General features: G+C 38.5%; 22 protein-coding genes. 5 read left to right on the plus strand and 17 right to left on the minus strand.

Features of this window, described 5'->3' with window-relative positions:
* Positions 1-61: 61 nt before the first annotated feature.
* The 16 genes from B091_RS0103610 to B091_RS0103685 all read right to left on the minus strand — a co-directional run bounded on the left by B091_RS0103610 (position 62) and on the right by B091_RS0103685 (position 19896).
* The gene (locus B091_RS0103610) at positions 62-484 is read right to left on the minus strand and encodes a Fur family transcriptional regulator (protein ID WP_018108643.1); all 423 of its coding nucleotides are present in this window, start codon (positions 482-484) and stop codon (positions 62-64) included.
* A 53-nt stretch (positions 485-537) separates the two neighbouring features.
* Positions 538-1206 carry a B3/B4 domain-containing protein gene (locus B091_RS0103615; protein WP_018108644.1) on the minus strand — a complete coding sequence of 223 codons (669 nt, stop codon included), beginning with the start codon at positions 1204-1206 and terminating at the stop codon, positions 538-540.
* An 8-nt stretch (positions 1207-1214) separates the two neighbouring features.
* Positions 1215-2027: a peptidoglycan editing factor PgeF gene (gene pgeF / locus B091_RS0103620; protein ID WP_025069510.1), complete on the minus strand. Its 813-nt coding sequence runs from the start codon at positions 2025-2027 to the stop codon at positions 1215-1217.
* 3 nt (positions 2028-2030) lie between these two features.
* The gene (gene obgE, locus B091_RS0103625) at positions 2031-3230 is read right to left on the minus strand and encodes a GTPase ObgE (protein WP_018108646.1); all 1200 of its coding nucleotides are present in this window, start codon (positions 3228-3230) and stop codon (positions 2031-2033) included.
* Positions 3231-3321: 91 nt separating this feature from the next.
* Positions 3322-3891: an adenylate kinase gene (locus B091_RS0103630; protein WP_018108647.1), complete on the minus strand. Its 570-nt coding sequence runs from the start codon at positions 3889-3891 to the stop codon at positions 3322-3324.
* Between the two features lie 18 nt (positions 3892-3909).
* Positions 3910-4446 carry a hypoxanthine phosphoribosyltransferase gene (hpt, locus tag B091_RS0103635; RefSeq protein WP_018108648.1) on the minus strand — a complete coding sequence of 179 codons (537 nt, stop codon included), beginning with the start codon at positions 4444-4446 and terminating at the stop codon, positions 3910-3912.
* Between the two features lie 206 nt (positions 4447-4652).
* Positions 4653-5255, minus strand: a complete 603-nt coding sequence (locus B091_RS0103640; RefSeq protein WP_018108649.1) for a LysO family transporter — start codon at positions 5253-5255, stop codon at positions 4653-4655.
* A 7-nt stretch (positions 5256-5262) separates the two neighbouring features.
* Positions 5263-5541 carry a LysO family transporter gene (locus B091_RS0103645; RefSeq protein WP_018108650.1) on the minus strand — a complete coding sequence of 93 codons (279 nt, stop codon included), beginning with the start codon at positions 5539-5541 and terminating at the stop codon, positions 5263-5265.
* A gap of 133 nt (positions 5542-5674) precedes the next feature.
* Complete coding sequence (locus B091_RS0103650; RefSeq protein WP_018108651.1) at positions 5675-6316, minus strand: DUF3256 family protein; 642 nt, start codon at positions 6314-6316, stop codon at positions 5675-5677.
* Between the two features lie 5 nt (positions 6317-6321).
* Entirely contained in the window at positions 6322-7221 is a 900-nt protein-coding gene (locus tag B091_RS0103655) for a DMT family transporter (protein WP_018108652.1), read from the minus strand.
* 9 nt (positions 7222-7230) lie between these two features.
* A complete protein-coding gene (gene truA / locus B091_RS0103660) occupies positions 7231-7983 on the minus strand; it encodes a tRNA pseudouridine(38-40) synthase TruA (RefSeq protein ID WP_018108653.1) in 753 nt (250 codons plus the stop codon).
* Positions 7984-8188: 205 nt separating this feature from the next.
* The gene (locus tag B091_RS0103665) at positions 8189-10111 is read right to left on the minus strand and encodes an MGH1-like glycoside hydrolase domain-containing protein (RefSeq protein ID WP_018108654.1); all 1923 of its coding nucleotides are present in this window, start codon (positions 10109-10111) and stop codon (positions 8189-8191) included.
* 12 nt (positions 10112-10123) lie between these two features.
* The gene (gene lacZ / locus B091_RS0103670) at positions 10124-13297 is read right to left on the minus strand and encodes a beta-galactosidase, LacZ type (RefSeq protein ID WP_040368809.1); all 3174 of its coding nucleotides are present in this window, start codon (positions 13295-13297) and stop codon (positions 10124-10126) included.
* A gap of 73 nt (positions 13298-13370) precedes the next feature.
* Positions 13371-14876: a RagB/SusD family nutrient uptake outer membrane protein gene (locus B091_RS0103675; RefSeq protein WP_018108656.1), complete on the minus strand. Its 1506-nt coding sequence runs from the start codon at positions 14874-14876 to the stop codon at positions 13371-13373.
* Between the two features lie 18 nt (positions 14877-14894).
* The gene (locus B091_RS0103680) at positions 14895-17972 is read right to left on the minus strand and encodes a SusC/RagA family TonB-linked outer membrane protein (protein WP_244847793.1); all 3078 of its coding nucleotides are present in this window, start codon (positions 17970-17972) and stop codon (positions 14895-14897) included.
* Positions 17973-18255: 283 nt separating this feature from the next.
* Entirely contained in the window at positions 18256-19896 is a 1641-nt protein-coding gene (locus B091_RS0103685) for a tetratricopeptide repeat protein (protein WP_155888247.1), read from the minus strand.
* A gap of 451 nt (positions 19897-20347) precedes the next feature.
* Here B091_RS0103685 and B091_RS0103690 point away from each other — a divergent pair, with 451 nt between their 5' ends.
* The 5 genes from B091_RS0103690 to kduI are packed head-to-tail and all read left to right on the plus strand — an operon-like array spanning position 20348 to position 25173.
* Positions 20348-21355: a sugar kinase gene (locus B091_RS0103690; protein WP_018108659.1), complete on the plus strand. Its 1008-nt coding sequence runs from the start codon at positions 20348-20350 to the stop codon at positions 21353-21355.
* A gap of 30 nt (positions 21356-21385) precedes the next feature.
* The gene (locus B091_RS0103695) at positions 21386-22183 is read left to right on the plus strand and encodes a gluconate 5-dehydrogenase (RefSeq protein ID WP_018108660.1); all 798 of its coding nucleotides are present in this window, start codon (positions 21386-21388) and stop codon (positions 22181-22183) included.
* 10 nt (positions 22184-22193) lie between these two features.
* Positions 22194-22868: a bifunctional 4-hydroxy-2-oxoglutarate aldolase/2-dehydro-3-deoxy-phosphogluconate aldolase gene (locus B091_RS0103700; protein WP_025069651.1), complete on the plus strand. Its 675-nt coding sequence runs from the start codon at positions 22194-22196 to the stop codon at positions 22866-22868.
* A gap of 2 nt (positions 22869-22870) precedes the next feature.
* Entirely contained in the window at positions 22871-24241 is a 1371-nt protein-coding gene (locus B091_RS0103705; protein ID WP_018108662.1) for a PTS galactitol transporter subunit IIC, read from the plus strand.
* Positions 24242-24270: 29 nt separating this feature from the next.
* Positions 24271-25173: a 5-dehydro-4-deoxy-D-glucuronate isomerase gene (kduI, locus tag B091_RS0103710; RefSeq protein ID WP_018108663.1), complete on the plus strand. Its 903-nt coding sequence runs from the start codon at positions 24271-24273 to the stop codon at positions 25171-25173.
* Positions 25174-25266: 93 nt separating this feature from the next.
* Here the strand turns inward: kduI and B091_RS0103715 are convergent, their stop codons facing one another.
* Positions 25267-25854, minus strand: a complete 588-nt coding sequence (locus tag B091_RS0103715; protein WP_244847790.1) for a porin family protein — start codon at positions 25852-25854, stop codon at positions 25267-25269.
* Between the last annotated feature and the right edge of the window lie 417 nt (positions 25855-26271).

A 26271-nucleotide genomic window follows, 5' to 3' on the forward strand; every position in this document is an offset into this window, starting at 1 on the left:
TGATATTTCGTATATATCAAAGATAACACATAGTTTGTGCAACTAGGTTGCAATCTAAAGCTTAGCCTCTGCTACAATCGGGGCACAAGCCCTTGAACACGAAGTTAGCACTTTCGTATTCAAACCCACCTGGCAGAGTTACCTTAGGTATGGCTATGTTTTCTAAACAATAGGTTTTGTTACAGTTGGTACAAGAAAAATGCACATGAGAAGCCATTACAGAACAGTCACAACCACGCTTACAGATGGAATACTTGATCGAACCCGTACCATCATCGATACTATGGATAAGCAAGTTCTCATGAAAGAGCATCAATGTTCGATAGATGGTTGATTTGTCTATTGTATCCAGTCGAGTTTCAAGATCCATCAGGCTGAATGCTTGATGCTCCTGGATGGTCAATATCTCCTTTAGGACCAATAGCCGAACAGCTGTTGGTCGAATATCTCGTTCTTTTAATCTTAGTTCTAATTCTTCAGACATTTAAATATCCTCCTAGCTTATTAACATACCACACCTAAATAGGGTTTTGTAAATTAAGAGTATAAAACATACTTTACCTCTTGTGCATCTACATATTTTTCTAGCAAATCGATAGTATAGCTGACAGCCTCTTGCAAGCCTTCCTCACCACTATAGCCATTAATAAGTATCAAAAGCTCAGTTGTATCAACAGACATCTTTGTTCGCTCTTCATCGCTAGTAGGAGTACCAATCCCTCCAAGTTTATCTCTATATACGGGGAGACCTTCAATATTCAAAGGACCACGACCAATACCGTGAAAAACCTCGTCAGCTTTACCAATACCCAAAACCAAACTCGATCCTTTGATTTGAGCTGCATCAAAACCACCCATCGAGTACCCCGTAACAATAGAAACAAGATTTACCAAGTCCACCAATGTATCAATTTGGTAAAGTGCTTCACCTTTAACTATCCTACGACGCAATGCTTCGGCAGCAGGTCGGTAGCGGTTGGGATCTTTTTTGCAACGTTTGTAAACCGTTCGGGTTGCCGCAATTGTAGATAAGTTTTTTATTTCAGGAATTGTCAACTCCTCTTTAAGCTCTTGGCTCACTCGATTAATCTCGGTCCAAAGCGACTCGCTAAATGGAGAGTTTTGAACTTGAGCTATAATAGCAGCTCCTCTAAACTCGGGAGCTACCTCTTTCAGCTCATCAGATACAGTTATAGTTAGTTTCATTTTGTGTTTTACTTTTTTAGCATGATTCCAGTTATTGTCCTTCCCGACTTAATGCTTAGCCTACGAGCAGAGAAAAACTCTTCATGTCGTTCATAAGTACAAATATTAGCAACAGATATATTACCAAAAGGCACGCCACAAGACGCAATCAAAAGTGCATTGGCTTTCCACAAATCGACATGATGCTTGTCTGAGCTGGTATTATACCAAAGAATTTTGTTTAATTCAAACCCAGCTCGTTCAAACTTATCAACAACCTCATCTCCTACTTCAAAACTTTTGAGTGAGATGCTTGGACCAATCCCAACTAGAAGTTTAGTGGGATCACAGCCATAAGAATCAATAATTAGCTGAATAGCATTTTTGACGATTCTATTTACCGTACCACGCCAACCAGCATGAACCACAGCAATTACACCCGAGTCCGGTTCAGAAATTGTAATGGGTACACAATCGGCAGTTGCCACTGTTAGCAAAACTTTTGGGATATTGGTAATCAACCCATCAACACCCTGAATTGCATTTTCTTGCTCTTGGTGCGTTAACTCTAAGAATGCCTCATCAATCTTCAAGACTTTATCTTCGTGAGTCTGATAGGGTCGAACTACTAAGCGGGGCTGAATGTTGCTATGAGATAGTATTCGATCCCAATTCCGATCAACTAACTCTTTTTCATCTCCTGAATAGTAAGATCCGTTCAAACTGGCATAATTGCCCTTACTAAAACCACCTTTACGTGTAGTGGTAAAATTAAAAATGTTGGGGTAGCAGTCTAAACTGCCAAACCCCAACATTTCTTTATTCTCTGTCAAATAATACATATATTATTTTTCGTTTTTAGCTTCTTCATCAGCCTCTTCGTCTTCAAAATATTCTTCGTCGTATTCGAACTCAACATCGTCGAAATCTTCGTCGTCAAACTCATCGTCTTCACCAGAATCTTCGTATGTATAATCGAAATCTAACTCATCATCTTCAAGTCTAGACTTATCAATCTCTAAGGGACCGTGAACAATGCTAATCTTATTTTCTTCTTTATTTAGTTCTTCCCAAATGATATCTTTCAGCACGTTCAAGTTCTTGTGTGTGACAGAAGAGATAAACACATAAGGCAAACTCTGGGGTAGAGTTGGCGTCAACATTTCTATCAATTCATCATCCAATATATCCGACTTTGTAATTGCTAAGATTCGTTGTTTGTCCAACATCTGTGGATTAAACGTTCTAATCTCATTGAGAAGAATCTCGTACTCTTTACTAATATCATCTGCATCAGCAGGCACCATGAACAACAACACTGAGTTACGCTCAATATGTCGCAGGAATCGTAAACCCAGACCTTTGCCTTCGCTAGCACCTTCAATAATTCCAGGAATATCAGCCATTACAAACGACTTGTTGTCGTGGTAAGAAACAATCCCTAAATTAGGCTCAAGCGTTGTAAACGGGTAGTTGCCAATCTTAGGTTTAGCTGCCGAAACAACCGAAAGCAAAGTAGATTTACCTGCATTAGGGAAACCAACTAAACCAACATCAGCCAAAAGCTTAAGCTCTAGGATAACGGTCATTTCTTGCATTGGCTCTCCAGGCTGAGCATAGCGTGGTGCTTGATTGGTTGATGTCGCAAAATGACAGTTACCCAAACCACCTCTACCTCCTTGAAGAAGCTTTACTTCTTGACCATCCTCGGTAATATCACAAACGTACTCTCCTGTTTCACCGTTGTAAACGACAGTTCCACAAGGTACTTCAATCACCTTGTCGGCACCATCTTTACCGAAACACTTTTTACCACTACCAGACCCACCATGATCAGCAAACACATGTCGCTCATATCTAAGGTGCAATAAAGTCCAATAGTTACGGTTACCCTTAAGGATTACATGGCCTCCTCTACCTCCATCGCCACCGTCGGGACCTCCCTTAGGTACGTATTTTTCACGCCTCATGTGCGTAGAGCCTCGGCCACCTTTGCCCGAACGGCAATATATTTTTACATAATCAACAAAATTCGATTCAGCCATTTTACTATCTTATAAAGGTTCTAAAAAGAAGTGTGACACTAGGATGAAGGCCTAACCCTCACCATATGTCACACTTTATATAACTCAGTAATTATAAATTATCAACTACTTGAACAATGCTATTAAAAATTTCGTCCATAGAACCCAAACCTTGAATATGTGCATGAAGGTTTTCCTTCTTGTACCAATCAATTAGGGGTGCAGTTTGTGAATGATAAACATCCAAACGCTTTTTAATAGTCTCTTCGTTATCGTCAGCACGACCTGATTCTTGACCACGTTTGATTAGACGAGTCATCAATTCGTTTTCTGGAACATCAAGTTCCAACATAACAGCAATCTTTTGGTTACGTTTTTCCAACATCTCTTTCAACGCTTCAGCTTGAGGAGTTGTTCTTGGAAAACCATCAAATATAACACCTTTGCCTCCTTTGAAGCCATCAAAAACATGTGCTAAAATGTCAATCATCAAAGCATCAGGAATAAGCTGACCTTGATCGATATAACCTTTAGCTGTTTTACCCAACTCAGTGCCATTTTTAATTTCGTTTCTCAAAACGTCCCCAGTAGAGATGTGGTTTAAACCATACTTCTCAACGATACGCTCGCTTTGTGTTCCTTTTCCAGAACCTGGCGCACCAAAAATTACGATATTTAACATGATTATTTAAGTTTGATATTAATCTACTACAGTATAAATTTCTGGTAAGTTTCTAGCATAGCCATCATAATCTAAGCCGTATCCTAAAATAAAGTCATTAGGAATCTTGAAAGCAACAAAATCAATGTTTAAATCCACTTTCAACTTACCTGGTTTAACAAGAAGAGAAGCAATATAAATCTTCTTTGGATTACGAGTACCTAAAGTTTCTAGAAGACGTTGCATGGTAAGTCCTGTGTCAACAATATCTTCAATAATTACTATGGTTCTATTTGTAATATCCTCGTTTATACCTATTACTTCTTTTACCTCACCTGTCGAAGCTACGCCCTCATAAGAGGCCAACTTTACAAATGATATTTGATTAGGAATTCTAATATGCTTTAGCAAGTCAGAAGTAAACATGAACGAACCATTGAGTACACTAATAAATAAAGGCTCTTCACCTTTAAGTTCCTCATTGATTTCTTGGGCTACACGCTCTACCTCCTTAGCTATTTCCGCTTGGGAAATCGATACCTTAAACTCCTTATCTTTTACTCGTATCCTATCCATAAATGGTTGTTGTTTTTAAAAGTTGGTGCAAAAATACAATTTTTATTCTAGTTAGGTGGTAGATACTTATCAATATTTGAGCATAAAATAAAGTGCACTCTTCTATTGGGCATACTATAGTGAGTTGGAATCACAAAACAAGCCGCATCTAACCCTGTTTCGAGCTTAGATACGGCCTATTGTATATTATATAATTTAGATCTGTCTTAGAACGAACAGAATAATGTCACTAGGAATATCACACTAAAGTCGACTACCAAACCATGAAAGATAGCAGTAACAACAAAATCTTTTCCAGAATACTTTGTAATGATTGGCAATGTGGTATCCATCGAAGTAGCACCTCCTACAGAAATTGGAGCTAAACGACCAAAGTACTTGACAAAAAATGGAGCTAGTAGCAAAGCAGAGAGCTCACGTATAATATTCGACATCAAAGCAATTACGCCTAATTCTGCCCCTTTAGTATCGGTTATAATAATACTCGAAAGAGAGTAATAAGCAAAACCTGAGCCTACAGCCATGCAGTCGGATGGAGAACGATGAGGCAGTACAAAGCTAATTAAAAAAGTCCCGGCCAATGTTCCAATAATAGTCATCAAAGGAAGCAGTAGTAAGCGAGGATTGAGGCTTCTAAAACTATTCAATGTTTTTTTGTCGTGCCCAATACTAAACCCTACAAACAACATCAAAGCACAAAGCGCATAAAAACTTAAATGGCTTTCAATAAGAGATTCGGGCATTAGCCCATACATGGCTAGTAAAACACCAATCACAAAGAATGCAACAATAATAAGACTTCCTAACATAGTATCTTTATTTATTCTTTTCCCTCTTTAAATAATTCCAAAGCAATTTGGCACAAATCACACTACCCAGCACAGCAGCTGCAGTAATAATGACAGCTTCCATTCCGATGGTAGGTAAACTATTGATTACAGATTCGTCACTTCCAGCCTCAACACCGAGGAGAAATAACAGTGACCAAATTAAAAAAGTAATTAGCTTTTGGAGCCAAGTAATCTTTACACCACGGAACAAATAACCGAGTAAAATACCGACCGCCATAAATGCTATCACAGAGAACTTTGACATATTCTTGCAGTTTTTATGCAAAGATAATTAGATTTAGATGAAATTCTAACGATTGAAATAGATTTATCTAAAAAAAATGCTGCAGACAGCACTTGTCTACAGCATAGTCTAATTATTCTCTACGAAAATTAGATTATTTAATAATTTCTAAAACCGTACCATTCCATAAATAGCTGAGTGTAGGTTTCAAAAAAGGTTTTACCTGTTTTTGCATCGGTTCATCTAGATACTCAGGGGTGGTATAAGTAGCCACTAAAATGGGTTGATCAACAGCAAAATCGAAACGAATCAAGCTCATATCAAGTCCTTTGAGATCAATATATTTCGTATCACTAGTTGAAGATTCAAACTCAGCCAAATTCAAAAAATCAGAAGCCCTTGGAGATGCTACAAAATCAGCTACATCCAGAGGTTTCCACTCAGAGTCATAAAAGGTGATACAACTGTTTTCAACAGGTCCTTTTACGGTTTGAATAACACCCAGAATATAAGCTTCTTTAAAGGGTAAGATTTTCATTTGCCAAGAACTGTTTTTTGTCATTTGAATGCGTGTATAGTCATCACTCAAAACCTGCATTTCACTATCACCACCCAGTGAGTTTTTTACTTCGGCTTTCATCTTACTGTCCAAAAAGTCGATAAAGTCGGCTTTATTAACAGCAGAAAGCAGCGGAGTTATGGAGTCGGGCATATTCAAGAAAACATCTTTCATGTGTTGCGCTCCAAGCGTAGAGCACAAAAAGAGTAAAGACAATAAAAATCCTACTTTTTTCATATTTCTTATTTTGTTCCTAGGTACAAAAAGATCATACCTATGAGTATTAATGATAAATCGACCAGCTTGTTTTTCAGGTTACTCTCATGCAAAACAAAAGCACCAAACAAAAAGGAAACCAATACGCTACCCCGTCGGACCATGGATACAATAGATATCATGGAGTCGGAATAGCTAAGTGCATAAAAGTAAGCAAAATCGGCTATCGATAAAAATACTGATATCATTAAAATCGACCACCTCCACTGAAAAGGAGTATTTTGTCGTCTGCGGGGATACCAAATAATAAGTAGTATCGTCCCCATGATAAGGATTTGATATAAATTGAACCAAGACTGTACAGCCATAGGCTCGACGATTCTAAGCAAATAGCGGTCATACAGACCACTTGTAGCACCTGCAAGCGAAGCAATAGCAACGTAGATGATCCATCTGTTTTTGACAAAATTAATTCCCTCTTTTTTTCCAGACCGGCTCAACAAAAAAATCGAAGTTATCGCAAGTATTACACCAATCCACTGATAAAGGTTCAAACGCTCTCCATAGATCAGCATTGCACCAACCAAAATCATTACTGGACGAGTCGCGTTGATAGGGCCGACCAAGGTCAAAGGCAAGTTTTTAATACCGTAATAACCAAAACACCAAGAGGTCAACACAATAGTTGATTTTATAAAGATGAGTCCGTGCGATTTCCAATCAATCGGGGGGACATAAAATATAGTCCCCGATAGCGTATCTGGAAAGAATGTAGAGACAAGAAGAAATGGAAGGAATATCAAACTACAAAAGACAGTATTTAGAAAGAGAACGGGTAAAACCGAATTTCCTTGAAGAGATACTTTTCGAGAAACATCATATAAACCCAGAAATAGAGCCGAGAAAAAAGCTAAGAGTAACCACATAGTTATAAATTAAATTTCGAACAAATCACTGGGGTAATCTACATCAAAGAGAAACAAAGCATGCCCAGGAACCGAGGTACCTGCAACTCCCCTATCGTGGGATTCGATAACTCGACGAAAGCCGTCTAAATCCATTTTACCTCTACCTACCTCAAGAAGAGTCCCAACAACAGCACGCACCATATTACGAAGAAAGCGATTAGCCTTAATTGTAAAGACTAAGCTATGCGCATCAACCACAACCCAATCGGCTTGCATAATGGTACAAAGATTAGTCTTTGCATCGGTATGCAACTTGCTAAAACTCGTAAAATCGGTATATTCAAAGAGAATCTGAGCAGCAGCATTCATCTTATCCACATCGAGTTCAAAGGGGATACGGTAAGCATAGTTTCGCTGAAAAGGATCTTTACGAGTAGTTATATAATATTTGTACGTCCGAGCTGTTGCATCAAAACGTGCATGCGCATCGGGTTTAACTGCTACAACCTTGTAAACTGCAATATCTTGAGGGAGAATACGATTAAGCTTATCAGCAACGACTGCTACATCAAGCACACGATCAATATCAAAGTGGGCAATCATTATTTTGGCATGTACCCCAGCATCGGTGCGCCCAGCTCCGACCACTTCGATCTCCTGACGCAAAAAAGTCTGAAGAGCTTTCATTAAAGACTCTTGGATACTACTTCCGTTGGGTTGAATCTGCCAGCCATGGTAATTTGAACCATCATAGGCCAAGTAAATAAAATACCTATTCATCATCACTATCTTTTTAAAGAAGTACAAAGGTATTGTTTTTTGGGTAGAACAGTAGATGAAAAACTTTTTTTAAACAAGTAGTTACCTCTGCCAATAGTAAAATGCCCTACTCGGCCTTAGCATCCGAGTAGATAGTTTGCTAAGTGCGAGTAAGGCATTTTATAGAAACCACAAGGTGGTTTATCAATCAAGTAAACAGATTCAGTTAGCTGCCACGATATTCTTTATAAAGTAGTAACAGATGCGATGCACTCCAGCTAAAATGAGGAGCTTTCAGACATCCACCCGTATGGCTATCGTAGTTTTCGTGAATGGGCTTGTCACCCGTTAAACCATCCAGACGATCAAAAACTTGTCGGGTATATTCATCGGCTAAATTATCCTGACCATAATTGCGCAACCCTTTGATTCCAAAGTAGGTTTGGTCGAGCCAGATAGGCCCTCTCCAATAGCCATTTGGAAGATACTTCGGGTTATTGGCTGCAATGGTTGGGAAAGGTATGTAAGTGGCAAACATTGTGGTATCCGTAAAATAGGTCATAGCCCTATCCATTTGTTCTTTCGATGCCAAGCTTGCCCAAAAAGGAATATAAGCTTCACTACCCGGATCTTTTACAAATTCACCTGTGAAAATTCTCTTATCGTAGAAAAAACCTGTATCCTGATCAAAGAAATAATCTTGGATATGCTCTGTGTAATTGGGCTCTTCAAAAGGTAGGTTAAGCACTTGTGCAAACTTCTCAAGCAATCCGTATTCGTATGCTAAGAAGAAATTTAAATCGACGCTTTCTTGATCAAAGCTCCAAGCATTAGGCCCATTTTGAACCATCTTAGCTCCATCAAAACGAATGGCATTGTCCATACCACTCTCCCAAGCAGCAGCAACGATTGTTCCATCAGTCGAGCCAAACTCACAGATTCCATTTTTATTATGGTCTCTTTGCTCATACCACCAACGGTGATAAGCCAGAAGCTGCGGATACATCTCACGCAGAAATGTTGTATCGTTAGTTGCTTCGAACACGGCATCAATAGCCCAACCCGCCAAAGGAGGCTTGCTATCTCTTGCATTGTTTTCGGCAGTATCGACATAGATGCAATCAATGATCATTCCATCTTCGAGTTGATAATCGAACATCGAACGAATCATATTTTTGGATAGTTCGGGGGTTAAGGAAGCCAATGGAACAGCAAACTTCCAAGTGTCCCAAGCCCAATAGCCCATAAAGTATCCAACAGCATGACTGGGTACCATGCCCTCGTGAAGCAAACCACCACGACTCACTTTCCAGTTAGACATCAGTGTAACCATCGCTTTGGCAGCAACACGATCGTAGGCCTGTGGCATATCGTCTCTTAAGATTGCACTAAGGTAACCGTCCCACCGAGTATTATTATTTGCAAAGACCCCAGCTGCATTTGTTAGATAAGCCTGAGCTTTTTGTAGCCCACTCAACTTCTCTTTTTCATTCACAAAAGTAGAAATTGCAACAAAGGTATCCCCACTGCCAAGTTGTACACTGTAGTTTTGATCGGTCAACTCAATCTCTAAGTCGGATGGAAATGAAAGTACTGTTATTTCTCCCGTAGGATGAGTAACTAGTAGAGTGTGCCCATTCTTTTCAAACTTAGAGTCAACCAGCCAGTCCTGCCCCGAGAGTTTAAACGACTGCGCTTGATCTGCCTGAATCTTTAAATGAAGCAAAACGGTATTCGAATCAGCAAAGACGAGTCGCTGATCAACCTGAACCCCTTTACCTACAGACTGCATCGAAAGCAAACCTGGGTAGTAATTCACCTCACCAAATGAAAGTTTTTCTTGCTCTTGGTTATCTGGTGAAACCACAACAGCCGATTTGGCTAACCAACGCCTACTATCAAGACTAAATGGTCCACAAAACCCATCCAACCACAGATCTTGTTGTGGAGGTGTAAAGCCTATCCAAGCACCTTGGTCAACAAACCAACCTCCACACCTACTCTCTTGGTTAGGGGTATAACTCAGGTCTATAATTTGGTTTAAATAATCTCTTACTATCGGTTTATCCTCGCCTTTTTTGGCTTGAGTACAACTTAAAACACCCACCGATAGACATATCAGAGAAACCCATGTCTTAATTTTATTCATAATATTCTATATTTAAAACCATAACTTACCACTCTCCTGTACTAAATCAACTTCTGATTTGAATAACGGTATAAAAGTAAATGTATATTCTTGAGCATCTGGAGTAATAGTATATTGAGGATGTACTTGTGCTCCCCAAGTAGTATCTCCACCTACACCCATTTGTTTGCTATCAATATTAAGCCAAACCAGGTCTTTCTTCTGAATGCTACCTCCATGCTTGCGCTCAATATCAAACGGTACATAACCAATATCCTCTTGCTCAAAGTTCCAAGCACTTACACTCAAGGGCTGCTGTCCTTGAATTAGGAAACCTTGGTTCTTAGAATTCAGCAAGGCAACCCAGCGTACATCACACTTATTTGCAGTCTCTTGCGGACGTACATAAGGATGGAACTGATCCCATACATTGTCGGTATAAAGACCAACTAAAGCTGAAGATTTGCGGTCAGCATAGTTTTCGTGTGGCCCTCGACCTAGCCAAGTCATATTATCAAACTCCTTAGGAAGAATTACACGCATTCCAAATCTTGGAATTTCCGGTAAATCCGATTTTAAAGGCGTAAACTTAAGACTCAACTGAAGCATACCTTCGGCTCTAAGCTTATAAGTTAGATCTAACTTAAATGCCCCTTCTTTATGAAGATATGAAGCAACAGCCAAACCCACTTTACTATCCTTAGCCAGACTAACCTCAAAGTTTTCAAGGGTAATATGATCGGCAATATCTCTCCAAATAGCACAACGCTCTAGCGTCTTATTGGCAACATCGTTATCGGTCAACGCGCGCCAGAAGTTAGGGCTAAAACCATCGCTAAGCATACGTTTACCATCATAGTCATACGCTATCAACTCGCCTAAACTATTATCAAACTTAAGATTGACCCTGTCCGATTTTAAGGTTGTAAATCCACCCTTACCTGTCAAGCTAAGCTTTCCGATATAGGGTTCAACGGACCTTTTTTTAGCTTCTTGTTGTGGCAATTGCCATTGCTCATAAGCAACCAAAAACTTTTCAGGAACCAACTCTGTTTTTTGTTTCGTATAAGCTTCCACTTTAAGGAAATACTCATTATGTGGGTTAAAATCGGTATCGTTATAGGGGATTGACATCGCATACGATTTACCTGGTCCTAGTGGTGGCAGATTAAGAAATCCTTCTTGGACAACAGCACCATTAGTCTCTACCACCCAACGGAATTCAAAATCAGAAAGATCAATAAAGTCATATTTATTGGTTATTGTTAAACCCCGATCAACAAAAGCGCTAGGCTTAAAATCAATGTATTGATATACTTTTTTAACCTCCCAAATATGCGGATGTAATTGTCTATCGGCAGTCACTAAACCATTAGCACAGAAGTTTGAATCGTTGGGTACTCCCACAAAACCAAGATCTCCACCGTAAGCCCAAATATTATTACCATTTTTGTCTTTAGCCTCAAATACCTGATCGACCCAATCCCAAATAAAACCACCTTGCAACTGTTCATAACTCTCGATCGTATTCCAATAATCTTGCAAGTTACCTACACTATTACCCATAGCGTGTGCATATTCACACAAGATTAACGGACGAGGTTGACGTTGGTTAACAAATTGCTGTAATAACCAAATCCGACCATACATCGGGCAATAGATGTCGGATAAACCTTTAAATCCGCCACCCTCATACTGAACAGGTCTTGAAGGATCAAACGCCTTAGTCCAATGATAAATTTGCTCAAAATTCTTGCCATAGCCCGATTCATTACCCATTGACCAAGTGACAATAGAAGTAAAGTTTCGGTCTCTAATCACCATACGCTCCATGCGCTGCTGAAAAGCATCAGCCCAATCGGGATAATTTGCCAAAGTATAATCGGGATGGTGCATCATGCCATGACTCTCAATATTGGCTTCATCAATAAGATATAAGCCATAATAATCGCATAGAGCATACCACTCTGCATAGTTGGGATAATGACTACAACGTACAGCATTGATATTAAACTGTTTCATAAGCTCAATATCTCGAATCATACTTTCAATTGAAATCGAACGCCCTTTGATGGGATCGTGTTCGTGTCGGTTGACTCCCTTGAAGAGCACAGCCTTATCATTGATCAGTATTTGTCCATTCCGCATCTCTACAGAACGAAAACCAAAGGGATGCACTATGGATTCTAACTCTTTGCCTTTACTGTCTTTAAGATTAATTAATAAGGTGTAAAGATGAGGCGTTTCAGCATTCCATTGCTCTACCTGTAGAATTGAAGAATGAAAATCATACGTAGCCAAATTCTTAGCAAGCTTAACGTTCTTACTAAAAACAGTGTTCTGTTTGGGATCAAGAATACGGACATCTACTACATAGCCCTTATCAGAACCGTCAAAATCAAGTGCCAAATTAAAATCACCGTCTTGATAGTTATTAACAAGCTCTGCAGATAGCTTAAAGTCATTTAACCTTGTTTTTGGACGAGCATAAAGAAACACATCGCGCTCAATTCCACTATATTTCCAATAATCTTGATCTTCAAGATATGAGCCGTCACTATAACGGAAAACCTTTACGGCTAACTTATTTATACCCGCTTCTACAAACTTGGTTACATTAAAATGTGCTGGAAGACGGCTATCTTCACTATAACCTACCTCTTGGCCATTAACCCAAAGATAAAAGGCCGACTCAACTCCCTCAAAGTCTAAATAGATATCCATACCATTCCAATCCGCAGGTACCTCAAACTCATGCAAGTAAGACCCTACAGGATTATAATCGGTAGGTACAAACGGAGGATTAACAGGAAAAGGATAACTAACATCCGTATAAATTGGAGCATCAAATCCTTGCAACTCCCAACTACCAGGTACCTCTATGGGTTTCCAGTTGGATGTATTAAAGTCGGCTTTCCAAAACTCTTTAGGTGCTAACTCGGGGTTTTTGGCATATTTAAACTTCCATATCCCATTTAAAGAGAGTCTTCGTTCTCCATCAACGTTAAGTTTTAAACGCTCTAGTATGGGTTTCTTTAATTGTTCCAATGCCACTTGTTCAGAAATATAGGGCGTAAAATGAGCACGCATCGGCTCCCTATTTATCTCATTTATAGTCGGGTTTTGCCAAGGCTCACTACTCATCGAATAAGTAGGGCTCTTAGAAAACAGAAATATAAATAATAGTAATAAATTAAGCTTTTTCATAAACCGTATTTTAAGATATAAAGAGGGTAGCTATAAACAGACAACTACCCTCTTTAAGTCATTCAATGAATATTTATTTTAGAAGTTCGTTCGCATTGAGCTCTGTCAAAGGTATAGGGTAGAAAGCATTTTTATCCATTTTAAAGCTTGGTCGTTGCGCTGCTTGCATAGCTGCTTCGAGTTTACCCCAACGACGTAGATCGTACCAACGCCAGTTTTCGAGTGGAAACTCAATGATTCTTTCATGCTCTATCTGCTTACGGACATCCTCTTGAGATGTTCCAACCATCGGAGGCATATCCCCATGAGCATCCCGAACCTGATTGATTAAAGAAATAGCTTGGGGGGTTTGTCCCAGCTCATTTAGGGCTTCAGCTTGCATAAGCAAAACATTAGCATAACGCATTAACGGAATATTATTGGCTATATAGTTTTCGAACAACTGCTCTTTGGTCGCAGGTAAGAGTTTATGAAAAGCAATCTTGCCACCACTAAACCAATCGTTATAGTTAGCACCATAAACCTTACCCGATCCGTCATTAAAATAAGGGATATCACAGAATATGGTATGGTATAATCGCTTATCGTACCCACCAGAATTTGAGATTTCACCCTCTTTCATAAACTCGTCAACCAAAAATTGACTCGGCAAGATCTCATCCCAACCTCCCAGTTCAGATACAGCTAACCACTTATGAGCTTGAGTCTGATACCAAGCCCCGTTGGCAGTAACCTTTGAGAACTGAAGCTCGAAAACAGACTCCTTGGAGTTTTGATCATTACCGTTGAAAAGACTACCAAAATCACGAACAAGCTCATAACCTTTCACTTCTTGGAAAGCCTCAAGAGCTTTCTGTAAAAACACTTGTTTTTCAGTCGGCTCTTCGTAGGCTCTTGTCAAATAGGCTAAACCTAGATAAGCATAAGCAGCACCAGAAGTAGCACGTCCTAGATTATCGGCATCATAACTATTGGGCAACTTGGTCGCTTTATTAAACTCATTAATAATGAAATCCCACGCATCTACTCGAGTAGATAAAGCTTTACTTAGGTCAGCCTGAGAAGTAATATATGTATCACGGATTATAATCTGATCCCAGTTTAAAATTAATTTTAGGTGATAATAACCTCTCAGGAAATGAGCTTCATTGATTATTTGTGCTCTCAAGTCTTGGCTAATTTTACCTTCAGGTATTGTAGGTACTTTATCGATAACTTGACTTGAGAAACTTGCACCCTCGTAGTTGTTCCACCAATAAGAACTCACCTGAGAGTTACCATTTGTATAGTTGAAGTTAGAGAGTTCAACCCAATTCAGATAGTTCATAGCATCACTACCTAATTCTACTAAGTCTTCTCGGTAAGCCTCTACTGGCCAACGCACTTCTGCAAAAGCCCAAGTATCAATAGAGTATTCTAACTGAGAGTAAGCAGCAGAGATTCCAGCTTCTGCATCGTCAAGATTACGCCAAAACGAACCAGAAGTCAATTCATCGGGTGACGTTTTGGACAGAAAGTCGTCGCAAGAATATAGCGTTAGCCCCAATAAAATGGAGAATATATAATATAACTTTTTCATAATAAACTGATTTAAGTGTTAGAATGTTACTTGAGCTCCAACGGTGAACGAACGAGTAAAAGGATAAATCAATCGATCAACACCAATATTAAGTACCCCCCTTGAAAATTCAGGGTCAATGCCATCGTAGCCAGTAATAGTAAATAAATTCTCTGCACTTACGTAAAATCGTAAACGTTCCAAATAAGCTCTCATGGTCAATGCCTTAGGCAGTGTATAACCAATCTGAAGTTGTCTTAATCGTAAGAAATCACCCCTTTCTAAGAATCGATCCGACTCACGGGTATTACTGTTAGGGTCTTGATAGATTGCTCTTGGCACACTAGTGTTCGTATTTTCAGGAGTCCAAGCATGAAGTGTAGATTTGAGGAAGTTCGATCCCGAGTTCATACCTTCATAGAAATATTTATTTCCGTTATACAATTTATGCCCAAAAGCACTTCCAAATAGTAGTGAGAAATCAATACCCTTATAAGATCCGCCGAAGCTTAAGTTAGCTTCGACCTTAGGTATACCCGAACCCGAATAAACCTTATCGTCATCATTGATTACACCATCTCCGTTGACATCGACAAAGCGGATATCACCAGGACCTGCACTTGACTGAAGTAATCCACCATCTTTATTAACATATTTTTGTACCTCTTCATTGCTTTGGAATATGCCAGCAGTCTTATATAAGTAAAAGCTACCTATGGGCTTTCCAACTTTAGTTTGCGTAGGGAAATGCTCATCACCATATTTCAAACCCTCACCATAGAGTACTTGTGAGGCATCCGATAGCGCTTTAACACGGTTACGAGTTGTAAATAGGTTAAGACCAATATTATAGTTAAAGTCTTTAACGGAGTGTACCCAGTTTAATTCCAACTCAAAACCATTATTTTCAATTTCTCCTACATTTAATACGGGGCTATCAAGGCCAGCTGAAGGAGGTAAAACCTTCGTTATTAATAAGTCTTTTGTGATGTTGTGATAATAGTTGATAGAACCGCTAAGTGCATTTTGGAAAAAGCCAAAGTCAAATCCAATATTCTTCGTGTCTGTAGTTTCCCATTTTAGTGATCTATTTTCGAGACTTCGAGCAATACTACCGGGCCAAGGATTGGCTCCATTACCTTTAACATAACCCTGATAGAATGTATTATATGTGGTAATCTTAGCCAAGAAATCATATTTACCCAAAGCTCCCTCGTTACCTAGACGCCCCCAACTAAATCGGAATTTCAAATTGTGTAAAGCAATGTCTTTTGGAAAGAAAGCTTCTTCGGAAATTCTCCAACCAACAGCTAACGAAGGGAAAGAACCCCATCGCTCATCTGAACCAAATTTTGAAGAACCATCATAACGCATAGTTGCTTGGAAAAGATAGCGGTCGGCATAATTATAATTGAGTCGCCCAAAGAAAGAAGCACGGTTGTACTCCCAGAAACTACCCGTACCATTAAATGTTCCACCAATACCTGCATTAATTGTAGGGAAGTTCTCATCCAGGAAACCTCCTGGCTCATCAGTAGAAACTAGCTTGCCATCCACTATTTTATGAGTAGTATTTTTTCCTTCTACACCAACACTTTCCCATCTATATTTCTCAGTAGTAATCGAGCTTCCTACCATAGCATTTACACCATGTCGCCCAAAGCCTTTATTGAAGTTTAATACATTATCAAAAATCTGCTCATCCCAATAGGCTGTATTGGCACTATTTGAGGGGTATTCTGTTTTAGATTTTCTATCAGCAATATATTTTGGAGTATGATAAGTACCTCGGTTGTGTTCTCCTCGGTAAGCGTAACTGGTCTTAAAGTTTAACCAGTCCGTTATATTTATCGTAAGTCCAATATTTGCTGTAGTATGATAAGTTTTATTAGTTCTCTTTCGGTAATGATAGTCTGCCATAATATTTCTGTTATTTGGCAAATCGTCAAAATCGGTCAAACCATAACCATATTCTTGATTTTTATCATAGATAGGCACTAGAGGGGAGATCATATACATCTCTTTAATCTGATATTGAGGCGATTTAGAATCGGTGTATTTGAACGACATATTTGCATCAAAATCAAAGATATACTTCGTCATAAAGAGTTTAGCTCTAGCATTCTCTTGCCTAAAATCGCTACCCAAGAATACTCCTTTTTCGTCAACGTGATTATAAGATATCGAATACTGTGCCTTGTCAGAACCACCCCGTACACTTACCATATAGTTTTGCATAAGCCCCGAGCGCTCCATGGCATCTTCCCAATTGGTATTGACATCAGATTCCTTTGTTATATACGAAGGCAATTGAACTGGCCTCTCTCCTGTCAGTGCTGCATAATCGTTCCAGTTATCATACATCTGTTTATGTACTGATTTATAACCAGTAGCATTAAGCATGTCTAGAGATTTAGCGATACTCTTAAAGCTGAAGAAAGTCGAGAAGTCAACTTTAATGTCACCTTTTTTACCGTTTTTGGTCGTTACGATAATTACACCATTGGCCGCTACAGAACCATAAATAGCCGCTGCAGCCCCATCTTTAAGAACCTCCATAGATTCGATATCCTGTGGGTTCACACTATTTAGATCGCCCGGAAAGCCATCGATAATACACAGTGGTTCATTGCTACCAAAAGTCTTTACACCTCGGATTTTAATACTCACTCCTGAGCCTGCCAAGCCACTAGTCTTCTGAACATTAACACCTGCTATTTTACCTTGAAGAGCCTCTCCTGGGTTTATTGTAGCCTGATTGGCCAACTGATCGACATCTACAGATGATATAGCTCCAGTCATGTCACTCTTTTTCATAGTACCATAACCAATGACAATAGTTTCGTCAAGCATTAGCGCATCTTCAACTAAAATGATATCAATATTGGATTTACCTTTAACAGAAACTTCTTGAGTTTTGTAACCAATGTAAGAAACAACTAAGATTGAATTTGAAGACACATTTAAAGAAAATTGTCCATCGTAATCACTAACAGTACCGGTAGCAGTACCTTTGACTAAAATACTTGCTCCAATAATGGGCTGTCCACTAGTATCGTGAACGGTACCTCGCAGTTGAATATTTTGAGCATGAACTGCTGTAGAGAAAAATAACATCAAACAAATCAGAAAGTATTTAAATCTGTTTGATAAATAATACTTGTTTTTCATAGCTTCTCGTATAAGGATTAATAATATTAAACTTTCACACTCATAATTACCAATAAACATGAAATAAAAACTAAATTAATCCAAATAAAGTATCTACAAACAATAAGTAATAGGCTCTTTTATATCTACATCCAAAACTACACCACACTATAAATCAATCTATTACAACAACAAAGCAATCTACATTGCATGTATATCACCATTATATACATATATATAAATTAACACTCTAAACATGCTGAAGATACTCTACCAAGTTATCTTCACTGTCTAGGTGTAGCGACTTTCTAAGACGATATCTATTCATATTCACACTCTTAGGATTTGAGCCTAAAAGTAAAGCGATATCCTTTGTCGATAAATTAACACGAAGAAGAAGGGCTAAATTAATTTCACCACGAGTTAGACCTGGGTGCTTTTCTTCAAGTCTAATAATATAGGATTGGTTCTTTTCTTCTATACTTTTCAATAAGAGACTGTCAACCTGATTACCTCCTTGATATTGTATCAAGAATAAACTGAGTTGTCGTAAGTGCCTCTTAAGTTCTGCATCTGGGAGCTTAGCACCATGTTTAATTTGATCTTGGATCGATTCAAGCAACTCATTTCTACTTTTGATAAACATCGCAAACGTAGTGGCCTCTTTATTAACTTGATTTAAATCTTCTTGGATACTCTCTAAGTCTTTATTCTGCTTCAAAATCTTCAGTTCAGCAAGTTCACGTTGCGATTTTTCCAAATCGAGTTTAGCTCTCACTAGCTCAAGATCCTTACGTTTCTTAGACCAACGGTAAATAAAGAGAGAAACAACAAATAGTAATACAATAATCGTGAACAGAAAAACGACATTACGCTTTAGGTTTTCAATCTTCATTGCATTCTCTTTAAACTCAACCTGTCTCTGCGCATCTTGAAGTTTCTTATCAGCAATGCTCTTATCCAAACTACGGAGCTTTTGACCATTAGAAAGCTCATGAGAAAGAAGAAATAACTTATAAAGTGAATTATAAGCCTTGTCATACTGCCCCATAGCACTATAAACCCAAGATAGATACTCATAATTATCACACTCTAACTCCTTGCTACCCACCTGAGCTATTTCTTTTTGAGCACAAAGCAAAGTAGCCAGAGCATCATCATATTTTCCTGCATAAAAAAGCTGTTTACCTTTATTGTTATAGTTCTCACACAAGGCCCAGTTTGCATTAAGATTTTTGTTGATTACGATCGATTCCTCAATAAATCCTAGCTTCTCTTTTGAATTACCTTCATACAAACAGAGATTATTCAAATTGGCGGCTACACTCTTAATATTACCCAAACGCCTATTAATAGCCAAAGCATTTTTAAAGAATTGCTCTGCCACATCAAATTCAAGCAAATTGGCATGAACAATCCCTCGGTTATTAAAAGAAGAGGCAATCCCTATGGAATCTTGTTGCGATTTAAAGATTGCCAAAGCCTTATCATTATACTCAAAAGCTTGTCTATAATCTTTTAAACGATTATAGATATCTGATATTTCCATGTAAATATCAGCTTTTAAACCTTGAGAGGTACTAGGACAAATCAACATGGCATCAAAAAGCGACAACATAGCTGTATCGAAATCGCCCAAGTAGCTAGCAGCTCTACCATAAATAAATAGAGCTTCGGTGAGTATTTCAGTATTTAAAAGTGAATCTCGATAATCCATTATCATCTTTGACTTACGTAAAGCTTCTTGGGGGTTAGCTTGAAGTATATTTTTAGACTGAAGAAGTATGGAATCTAACTTCAATGATGAAATTTGAGCATAAGCGACAGAAGTCATCATCAAGAGATATAGAGTAGCTGATAATGAAAGAAAATGCAAATATATTTTTCTCATTAAGACTTATGATTAAGGTTACCTACAAATATAAAAACATTCAGAGGCTTTCATAAGAATATCAACACTTTAAGTTAAAGAAGGAACTACTTATTAACTAAATCATCAACTAAAGCCGACTTATACGATAAATAACAATAAAACAATAGAAGATCCTCTAGATATGACCTATACAGGATATTCAATTTACCAAATATTTTATCTTAGCTTAATGTAAAGATTCACAATCTTTCTAATAAACAACCTTTAATACAAGAATTGGAAGTTCTTGTGAGAAATATGCCTATTTTCAAAGAAGAAATACCTAAACCCCTAATTCAGGACACTTGATGAGCATTAATAAATAAAGTTATAATGTGTCATTAATAAAAAATAATCATTATTTTTGCTATTTTGTCAAAATAATTTTAATTCATCCATTATGAAGAAAGTCGTAAGCTTCGGATAAATCATGCTACGTTTAGCAACTCCTGGTTACAATCGTTTTATTCAGTCTACTTCACTTAATGCTACATTTGGTGGTGGTGAAGCTAACATTGCCGTATCACTCTCAAACTATGGTATCCCTACAGAGTTTATCACTCGTTTACCCCAGAATGATATTGCTAACTGGTGTATTTCTGACCTTCGTAAATACAATGTAGGTACCAATCACATCGTAAGAGGTGGTGATCGTGTGGGAATCTACTTCCTAGAAACAGGTGCTGTTTCTCGTGCCTCTAAGGTGGTTTATGACCGCGCTAACTCTGCTATTGCTGAGATTAAGCCAGGTATGGTAAACTGGAGAGAGGTATTCAAAGAAGCAAATTGGTTTCACTGGACTGGTATTACTCCTGCTATCTCACAGGGTGCAGCTGATGCTTGTCTAGAGGCTATTCAAATTGCCAATGAGATGGGTGTTACTGTTTCGACTGACCTTAACTTCCGTAAGAACTTATGGAAATACGGTAAAACAGCTCAAGAGGTTATGCCAAAGCTTGTTGAGGGTTGCGATGTTATCCTAGGTAACGAAGAGGACTTCGAAAAAGTATTCGGCATCAAACCAGAAGGTTTCGATGTATCTCAAACTGGCGGTCAGGTTGATGCTCGTGAGTTTGAGTCTGTATGTGTACAGATGATGAAAAAATATCCTAGAGCTAAGAAGGTAATCATTACGCTTCGTGGTTCTATCAATGCAAATCACAATACTTGGGGTGGCTGTCTTTACTCAGACAAACTATACATGTCAAAGAGATATGACATTACTCATATTGTAGACCGAGTAGGTGGTGGTGACTCTTTCATGGGTGGCTTAATCTACGGTCTATTAACTTACACGGATGACGATCAAAAAGCATTAGAGTTTGCAACAGCAGCTTCTTGCTTGAAGCACACCGTTTATGGCGACTTCAACTTGGTTTCTGTTCCTGAGGTTGAAAACCTTATGGGTGGAGATGGATCGGGCCGTGTATCTCGCTAATAACATTATTCATTAAAAACAAAATCAATTATGATTAACAACTTTTCATTAGAAGGAAAAATAGCTCTTGTAACGGGTGGTACTTATGGTATCGGTATGGGAATGGCTACAGCTCTAGGAAAAGCTGGTGCTAAAGTAATTTTTAATGCACGTAAAGCAGATGCAGTTAAAGCTGCAGAATCAGAATATAGAGCAAACGGTGTTGACGCTTATGGTTACGTATGTGATGTAACTAAAGAGGATCAAGTCGTAGCTATGGTAAAAGATGTGGAAGCAAAACATGGTACTATTGATATCCTTGTAAACAATGCAGGTATTATCAAACGTATTCCTGTTATTGAAATGTCGGTTGAAGACTTCAAAGAGGTAATCGACATCGATCTAGTGGGTCCATTTATCGTATCAAAAGCTGTAGCTCCAGGTATGATTGCTAAGAAGGCAGGTAAGATCATCAACATCTGCTCAATGATGAGCGAGCTAGGTCGTGAGACGGTTTCAGCTTATGCAGCAGCTAAGGGTGGACTTAAAATGCTAACTAAGAATCTTGCATGCGAGTTTGGTGAGCACAATATCCAAGTAAACGGCATTGGCCCAGGTTATATTGCTACACCTCAAACTGCTCCACTACGCCAGAAACAAGCAGATGGATCGCCACATCCTTTCGATTCATTTATTATCTCGAAAACTCCTGCTGCACGTTGGGGTAATCCAGAAGATCTTTCAGGTCCTGTGGTATTCCTTGCTTCGGGTGCATCAGACTTTGTAAACGGTCACATTCTTTATGTTGACGGTGGAATTCTAGCTTATATCGGAAAACAACCAAAATAAACAACACAATATGTCAATATTCTCAAGACTACATGTTTATAACACAATGTTGGAACGTCCTATCGTTCCTGTGTTCTATCACAAAGACGTAGAGGTAGCAGAAGCCGTAGTAAAGGCTTGCTACGATGGAGGTATTCGTGCTTTCGAATTTACCAACCGTGGTGACTTCGCTCACGAGATCTTTGCTGAACTAAACAAATGGACCATCAAGAACTGCCCAGAGATGGTGCTAGGTATTGGTTCGATTGTTGAACCAGCTACAGCAGCTATTTATCTTCAAATTGGTGCTAGCTTTGTTGTTGGACCAATGATGAATGAAGAGATTTTTAAAATCTGTAACCGTCGCCAAGTGGCTTACATCCCTGGTTGTGGTTCAGTAACTGAGATCAATAAAGCTCAAGAATTAGGTGCTGAAGTGGTTAAGGTATTCCCTGCAGGTAATGTAGGTGGCCCTAGCTTTGTGAAGAACCTAAAAGCTCCAATGCCTTGGACAAATGCAATGGTTACAGGTGGTGTTGAGCCAACTGAAGAGAACCTAGCTGCTTGGTTCAAGGGTGGTGTTGCTTGTGTGGGCATGGGTTCTAAATTATTCCCAAGCGAAGTAATTCAAAGTGGTGATTGGCAGGTAATCTCTAAGAAATGCGAAGAGGTTATTGCTATTGCTAAGAAATATAAACAAGCTTAATTATGGATTTTCTTAATTCAATTTTAGACTCCCTTAATTTAGGAGTTGGTTATGTAATTGGATTGGGCGCCAGTGTGATGATGCCAATTATCTTTACGATAATTGGTGTCTGCATGGGTGTTAACATCACAAAGGCTGTACGCTCGGGTCTGTATGTGGGTGTTGGTTTTGTTGGACTTGGTGTTATTACCAAGCTTCTGACCGATAACCTAGGGCCTGCTGTTGATGCACTAGCAACAATCTACAACCTAGAGACAGATATTCTAGACATTGGATGGCCTGCTGCTGCAGAGGTTGCTTATAATTCAGCCGTAGGTGCTGTGGTGATTCCAGTGTGTATTGCACTTAACGTGGTTCTACTTATTTTCAAAGGAACTCGTACGGTGAATATCGACATCTGGAATTTTTGGCATCATGCTTTTGTGGGTTCAATCGTTGCACTAGCGACCGATAGCTTTGGCTATGGTCTATTTGCAGCTGTGATCTGTTATGTTATCTCTCTTGTTCTTGCCGATATGACAGCAAAACCATTTGCTAAGTTTTACGACAAGATGGAGGGTATCTCTATTCCTCAACCCTTTGTTGTGGCTTATGCTCCTTTTGCCTTGGTACTTAATAAGATCTTAGATATGATTCCTGGAATCAATAAGATTCAGATTGATGCCGATCAGATGAAAAAGAGATTTGGACTACTTGGTGAGCCCATCTTTTTGGGTGTAATTGTAGGCTGTTTGCTAGGTGCTCTAGCACAGTATGATTTTGCCAAAATCCTTCAATTAGGAATTATTATGGGTGCCGTAATGGAACTCATTCCTCGTGTAACCTCACTCTTTATCGAAGGTTTACTTCCTATTTCTGAGGCAACACGCGAGCTTGTTAAGAAGAAATTCAAAAACAGCAACTCACTCTATATTGGTATGACTCCAGCATTAGTAATTGGTCACCCAGCTACACTAGTATCAACTATTCTTTTGATTCCTGTGTTGCTATTCGTATCGGTTATCCTACCTGGAAATAAGTTTTTACCCCTAACGAGTCTTGCTGGTCTATTATATATTTTTCCTATGATCTTGCCCTTTACTAAGGGTAATGTATTTAAGACATTCCTAATTGGTTTGATCTTAATGATTATGGGTAACTATATGGTAACAAGCCTTTCGGGTATCTTTACCGAATCGGTAATTGCTGCTACGGGAGACAAATATACAACGGGTCAACAAGTTGGTACAATTGACTTTGCAGCCAGCCCACTGACTTGGATAATCTACGAACTAAACTATAACCTTAAGTTGGTTGGTGCATTAATCCTAGGAGCAGGAACACTTGCTTTACTGTGGATTAACCGTAGACGTAATATCAAAGAAAACGTATAAATAAAGTACTTAATTAAAAAACAATGAACATGAAAAAGATTCTATTTGCAGTATCACTACTGTTTGCAGGCTTTAGCTTAAATGCTCAAAAACACATCGAATGGGATGTACGTTATGCACATCACCCAGAAGATTTCAAAAAATACGAGACAGAAAAGATTCGTAAAGATTTCTTAATCGAGAAAGTATTCGAAAAAGATATGATCCACATGACATACACTATGTACGATCGTTTTATCGTAGGTGGTGCTATGCCAGTTAACAAAGAGTTAGCTCTAGACACAATCGACATCTTGAAAGCTCCAAACTTCCTTCACAGAAGAGAGATTGGTATTATCAACATCGGTGGTGATGGTATTGTAAAGGTGGGTAAGAAAAGCTACACAGTAAAGAACAAAGAAGCTCTTTACGTTGGTGCAGGTGACCACGAGGTTGTTTTCGCTTCGAAAGATGCTAAGAATCCAGCTAAGTTTTACTTCAACTCAGCAACAGCTCACAAGGCTTTCCCAACAAAACTAATTACTCTTAAAGATGCGAACGTAATCGAAGCGGGTAGTGCAGCAGAATCAAACCGTAGAACAATCAACCAACTAATTGTTAAAGAAACAGTAGATGTTTGTCAAGTTCAAATGGGTATGACTATGCTTCACGAAGGTAGTGTTTGGAACACAATGCCAGCACATACACACAACCGTAGAATGGAAGCTTACCTATACTTCGACCTACCAGCAAACCAAGCGGTATGTCACTTTATGGGTGAACCACAACAAACTCGTCACATTTGGATGCAAAATGAGCAAGCTGCAATTTCTCCAGAATGGTCAATCCACTCAGGAGCTGCGACTAGCAACTACACATTCATCTGGGGTATGGCGGGTGAAAACCTCGACTACAACGATATGGACAAATTTGCTCCTGATCAGTTGAGATAAGAGATCAGTAGATACTACAATAAGATAAAAATCCCCTAAAGCCTACAGGTTTTAGGGGATTTTATTATTAAGATGTAATAAGAATAAACGCGCTTAGAATAAGAACTTAACACCTACTGATAGATCTCCAAAAGAGCTACTACCTATAGTATTACCCTTCAAGCTCCAATCACGTGCAGTATCACCACCCTTAGGCTTATGCTGAGAATATCCAGCATTAACAAGCACAAAAGAGGCTTCAATCGAGAACCAGCTATTTACAATAAGGTCAAACCCTGGTGCAACTTGAAAATGAATGCCAAAACCATCTGTATTTGGATTGCTATTCTTGGTATTAGAGATATCAACAGGCAAAGCCATTTGACCAAACACATAGAGATTACCCGCAATATTCCAATATTTACGAGCCAAAGGCATAATCGTATAAGTATTAGACTTTAGGTCGTCATGTTTTACTTGACTATAACCCAAAGCACCACCTACCGCAACTGTTGGAGAAATAAATCTACCAACCAAAGGCATAATAGATGTTTGAGTTACTTTTTCAACTCCTGAAGTAACATTTATCTCTTGCTTACCAAAGTTTACATTACCTCCAGCAAACCATACTCCCTTTAAACCTTGTGCACTCATAGACAGACAAACAATCATCAATGAGGCTAATAGAATTAATCTTTTCATAATTAAAGTATTGATTATTAAGTTTAATAAACATATAGAATTATTATTTAAGAATCAATACTAGCCATATTATATCGAATATTTAGAGCTTGATATACCCAATTACTAATTCAATAAGATCAGCATAACTAAATGCATTAAACATCAAATAACGTAGATTAAACCAGCTTAGAGTCAATTTAATCGTTAATGAGAAGATTAAATAACTTAAATCTTCGTAATNCATTTATATTACAAAAGCAATAAACATTCTTAATACTTACAATAANGATCTCCAATTATTCATCATATTTAGCATGTCCGTAAACAAAACTAAAGTCCAATAAACTGTAAGAAATTTATAATCTTAACGGGATGATTGAGATAAAGTGTTCCAATTGCTATAGATTAGTGCAATATTATAACATGATCCAGCTT

Origin of the sequence: Bacteroides propionicifaciens DSM 19291 = JCM 14649, from assembly GCF_000375405.1 — a bacterium.
Lineage (GTDB): Bacteria > Bacteroidota > Bacteroidia > Bacteroidales > Bacteroidaceae > Bacteroides_E > Bacteroides_E propionicifaciens.

Excerpts from the sequence above, each read along its gene's own strand:
- pgeF (WP_025069510.1), bottom strand. The coding sequence starts at position 2,027 with ATGTATTATTTGACAGAGAATAAAGAAATGTTGGGGTTTGGCAGTTTA.
- B091_RS0103705 (WP_018108662.1), top strand. The coding sequence starts at position 22,871 with ATGGATTTTCTTAATTCAATTTTAGACTCCCTTAATTTAGGAGTTGGT.
- B091_RS0103650 (WP_018108651.1), bottom strand. The coding sequence starts at position 6,316 with ATGAAAAAAGTAGGATTTTTATTGTCTTTACTCTTTTTGTGCTCTACG.
- B091_RS0103700 (WP_025069651.1), top strand. The coding sequence starts at position 22,194 with ATGTCAATATTCTCAAGACTACATGTTTATAACACAATGTTGGAACGT.
- B091_RS0103665 (WP_018108654.1), bottom strand. The coding sequence starts at position 10,111 with ATGAATAAAATTAAGACATGGGTTTCTCTGATATGTCTATCGGTGGGT.
- B091_RS0103680 (WP_244847793.1), bottom strand. The coding sequence starts at position 17,972 with ATGTTATTTTTCTCTACAGCAGTTCATGCTCAAAATATTCAACTGCGA.
- B091_RS0103685 (WP_155888247.1), bottom strand. The coding sequence starts at position 19,896 with ATGAGAAAAATATATTTGCATTTTCTTTCATTATCAGCTACTCTATAT.
- kduI (WP_018108663.1), top strand. The coding sequence starts at position 24,271 with ATGAAAAAGATTCTATTTGCAGTATCACTACTGTTTGCAGGCTTTAGC.
- B091_RS0103630 (WP_018108647.1), bottom strand. The coding sequence starts at position 3,891 with ATGTTAAATATCGTAATTTTTGGTGCGCCAGGTTCTGGAAAAGGAACA.
- B091_RS0103645 (WP_018108650.1), bottom strand. The coding sequence starts at position 5,541 with ATGTCAAAGTTCTCTGTGATAGCATTTATGGCGGTCGGTATTTTACTC.
- B091_RS0103640 (WP_018108649.1), bottom strand. The coding sequence starts at position 5,255 with ATGTTAGGAAGTCTTATTATTGTTGCATTCTTTGTGATTGGTGTTTTA.
- B091_RS0103655 (WP_018108652.1), bottom strand. The coding sequence starts at position 7,221 with ATGTGGTTACTCTTAGCTTTTTTCTCGGCTCTATTTCTGGGTTTATAT.
- lacZ (WP_040368809.1), bottom strand. The coding sequence starts at position 13,297 with ATGAAAAAGCTTAATTTATTACTATTATTTATATTTCTGTTTTCTAAG.
- B091_RS0103675 (WP_018108656.1), bottom strand. The coding sequence starts at position 14,876 with ATGAAAAAGTTATATTATATATTCTCCATTTTATTGGGGCTAACGCTA.
- B091_RS0103615 (WP_018108644.1), bottom strand. The coding sequence starts at position 1,206 with ATGAAACTAACTATAACTGTATCTGATGAGCTGAAAGAGGTAGCTCCC.
- B091_RS0103715 (WP_244847790.1), bottom strand. The coding sequence starts at position 25,854 with ATGAAAAGATTAATTCTATTAGCCTCATTGATGATTGTTTGTCTGTCT.
- truA (WP_018108653.1), bottom strand. The coding sequence starts at position 7,983 with ATGAATAGGTATTTTATTTACTTGGCCTATGATGGTTCAAATTACCAT.
- B091_RS0103690 (WP_018108659.1), top strand. The coding sequence starts at position 20,348 with ATGCTACGTTTAGCAACTCCTGGTTACAATCGTTTTATTCAGTCTACT.
- B091_RS0103695 (WP_018108660.1), top strand. The coding sequence starts at position 21,386 with ATGATTAACAACTTTTCATTAGAAGGAAAAATAGCTCTTGTAACGGGT.
- B091_RS0103610 (WP_018108643.1), bottom strand. The coding sequence starts at position 484 with ATGTCTGAAGAATTAGAACTAAGATTAAAAGAACGAGATATTCGACCA.
- hpt (WP_018108648.1), bottom strand. The coding sequence starts at position 4,446 with ATGGATAGGATACGAGTAAAAGATAAGGAGTTTAAGGTATCGATTTCC.
- obgE (WP_018108646.1), bottom strand. The coding sequence starts at position 3,230 with ATGGCTGAATCGAATTTTGTTGATTATGTAAAAATATATTGCCGTTCG.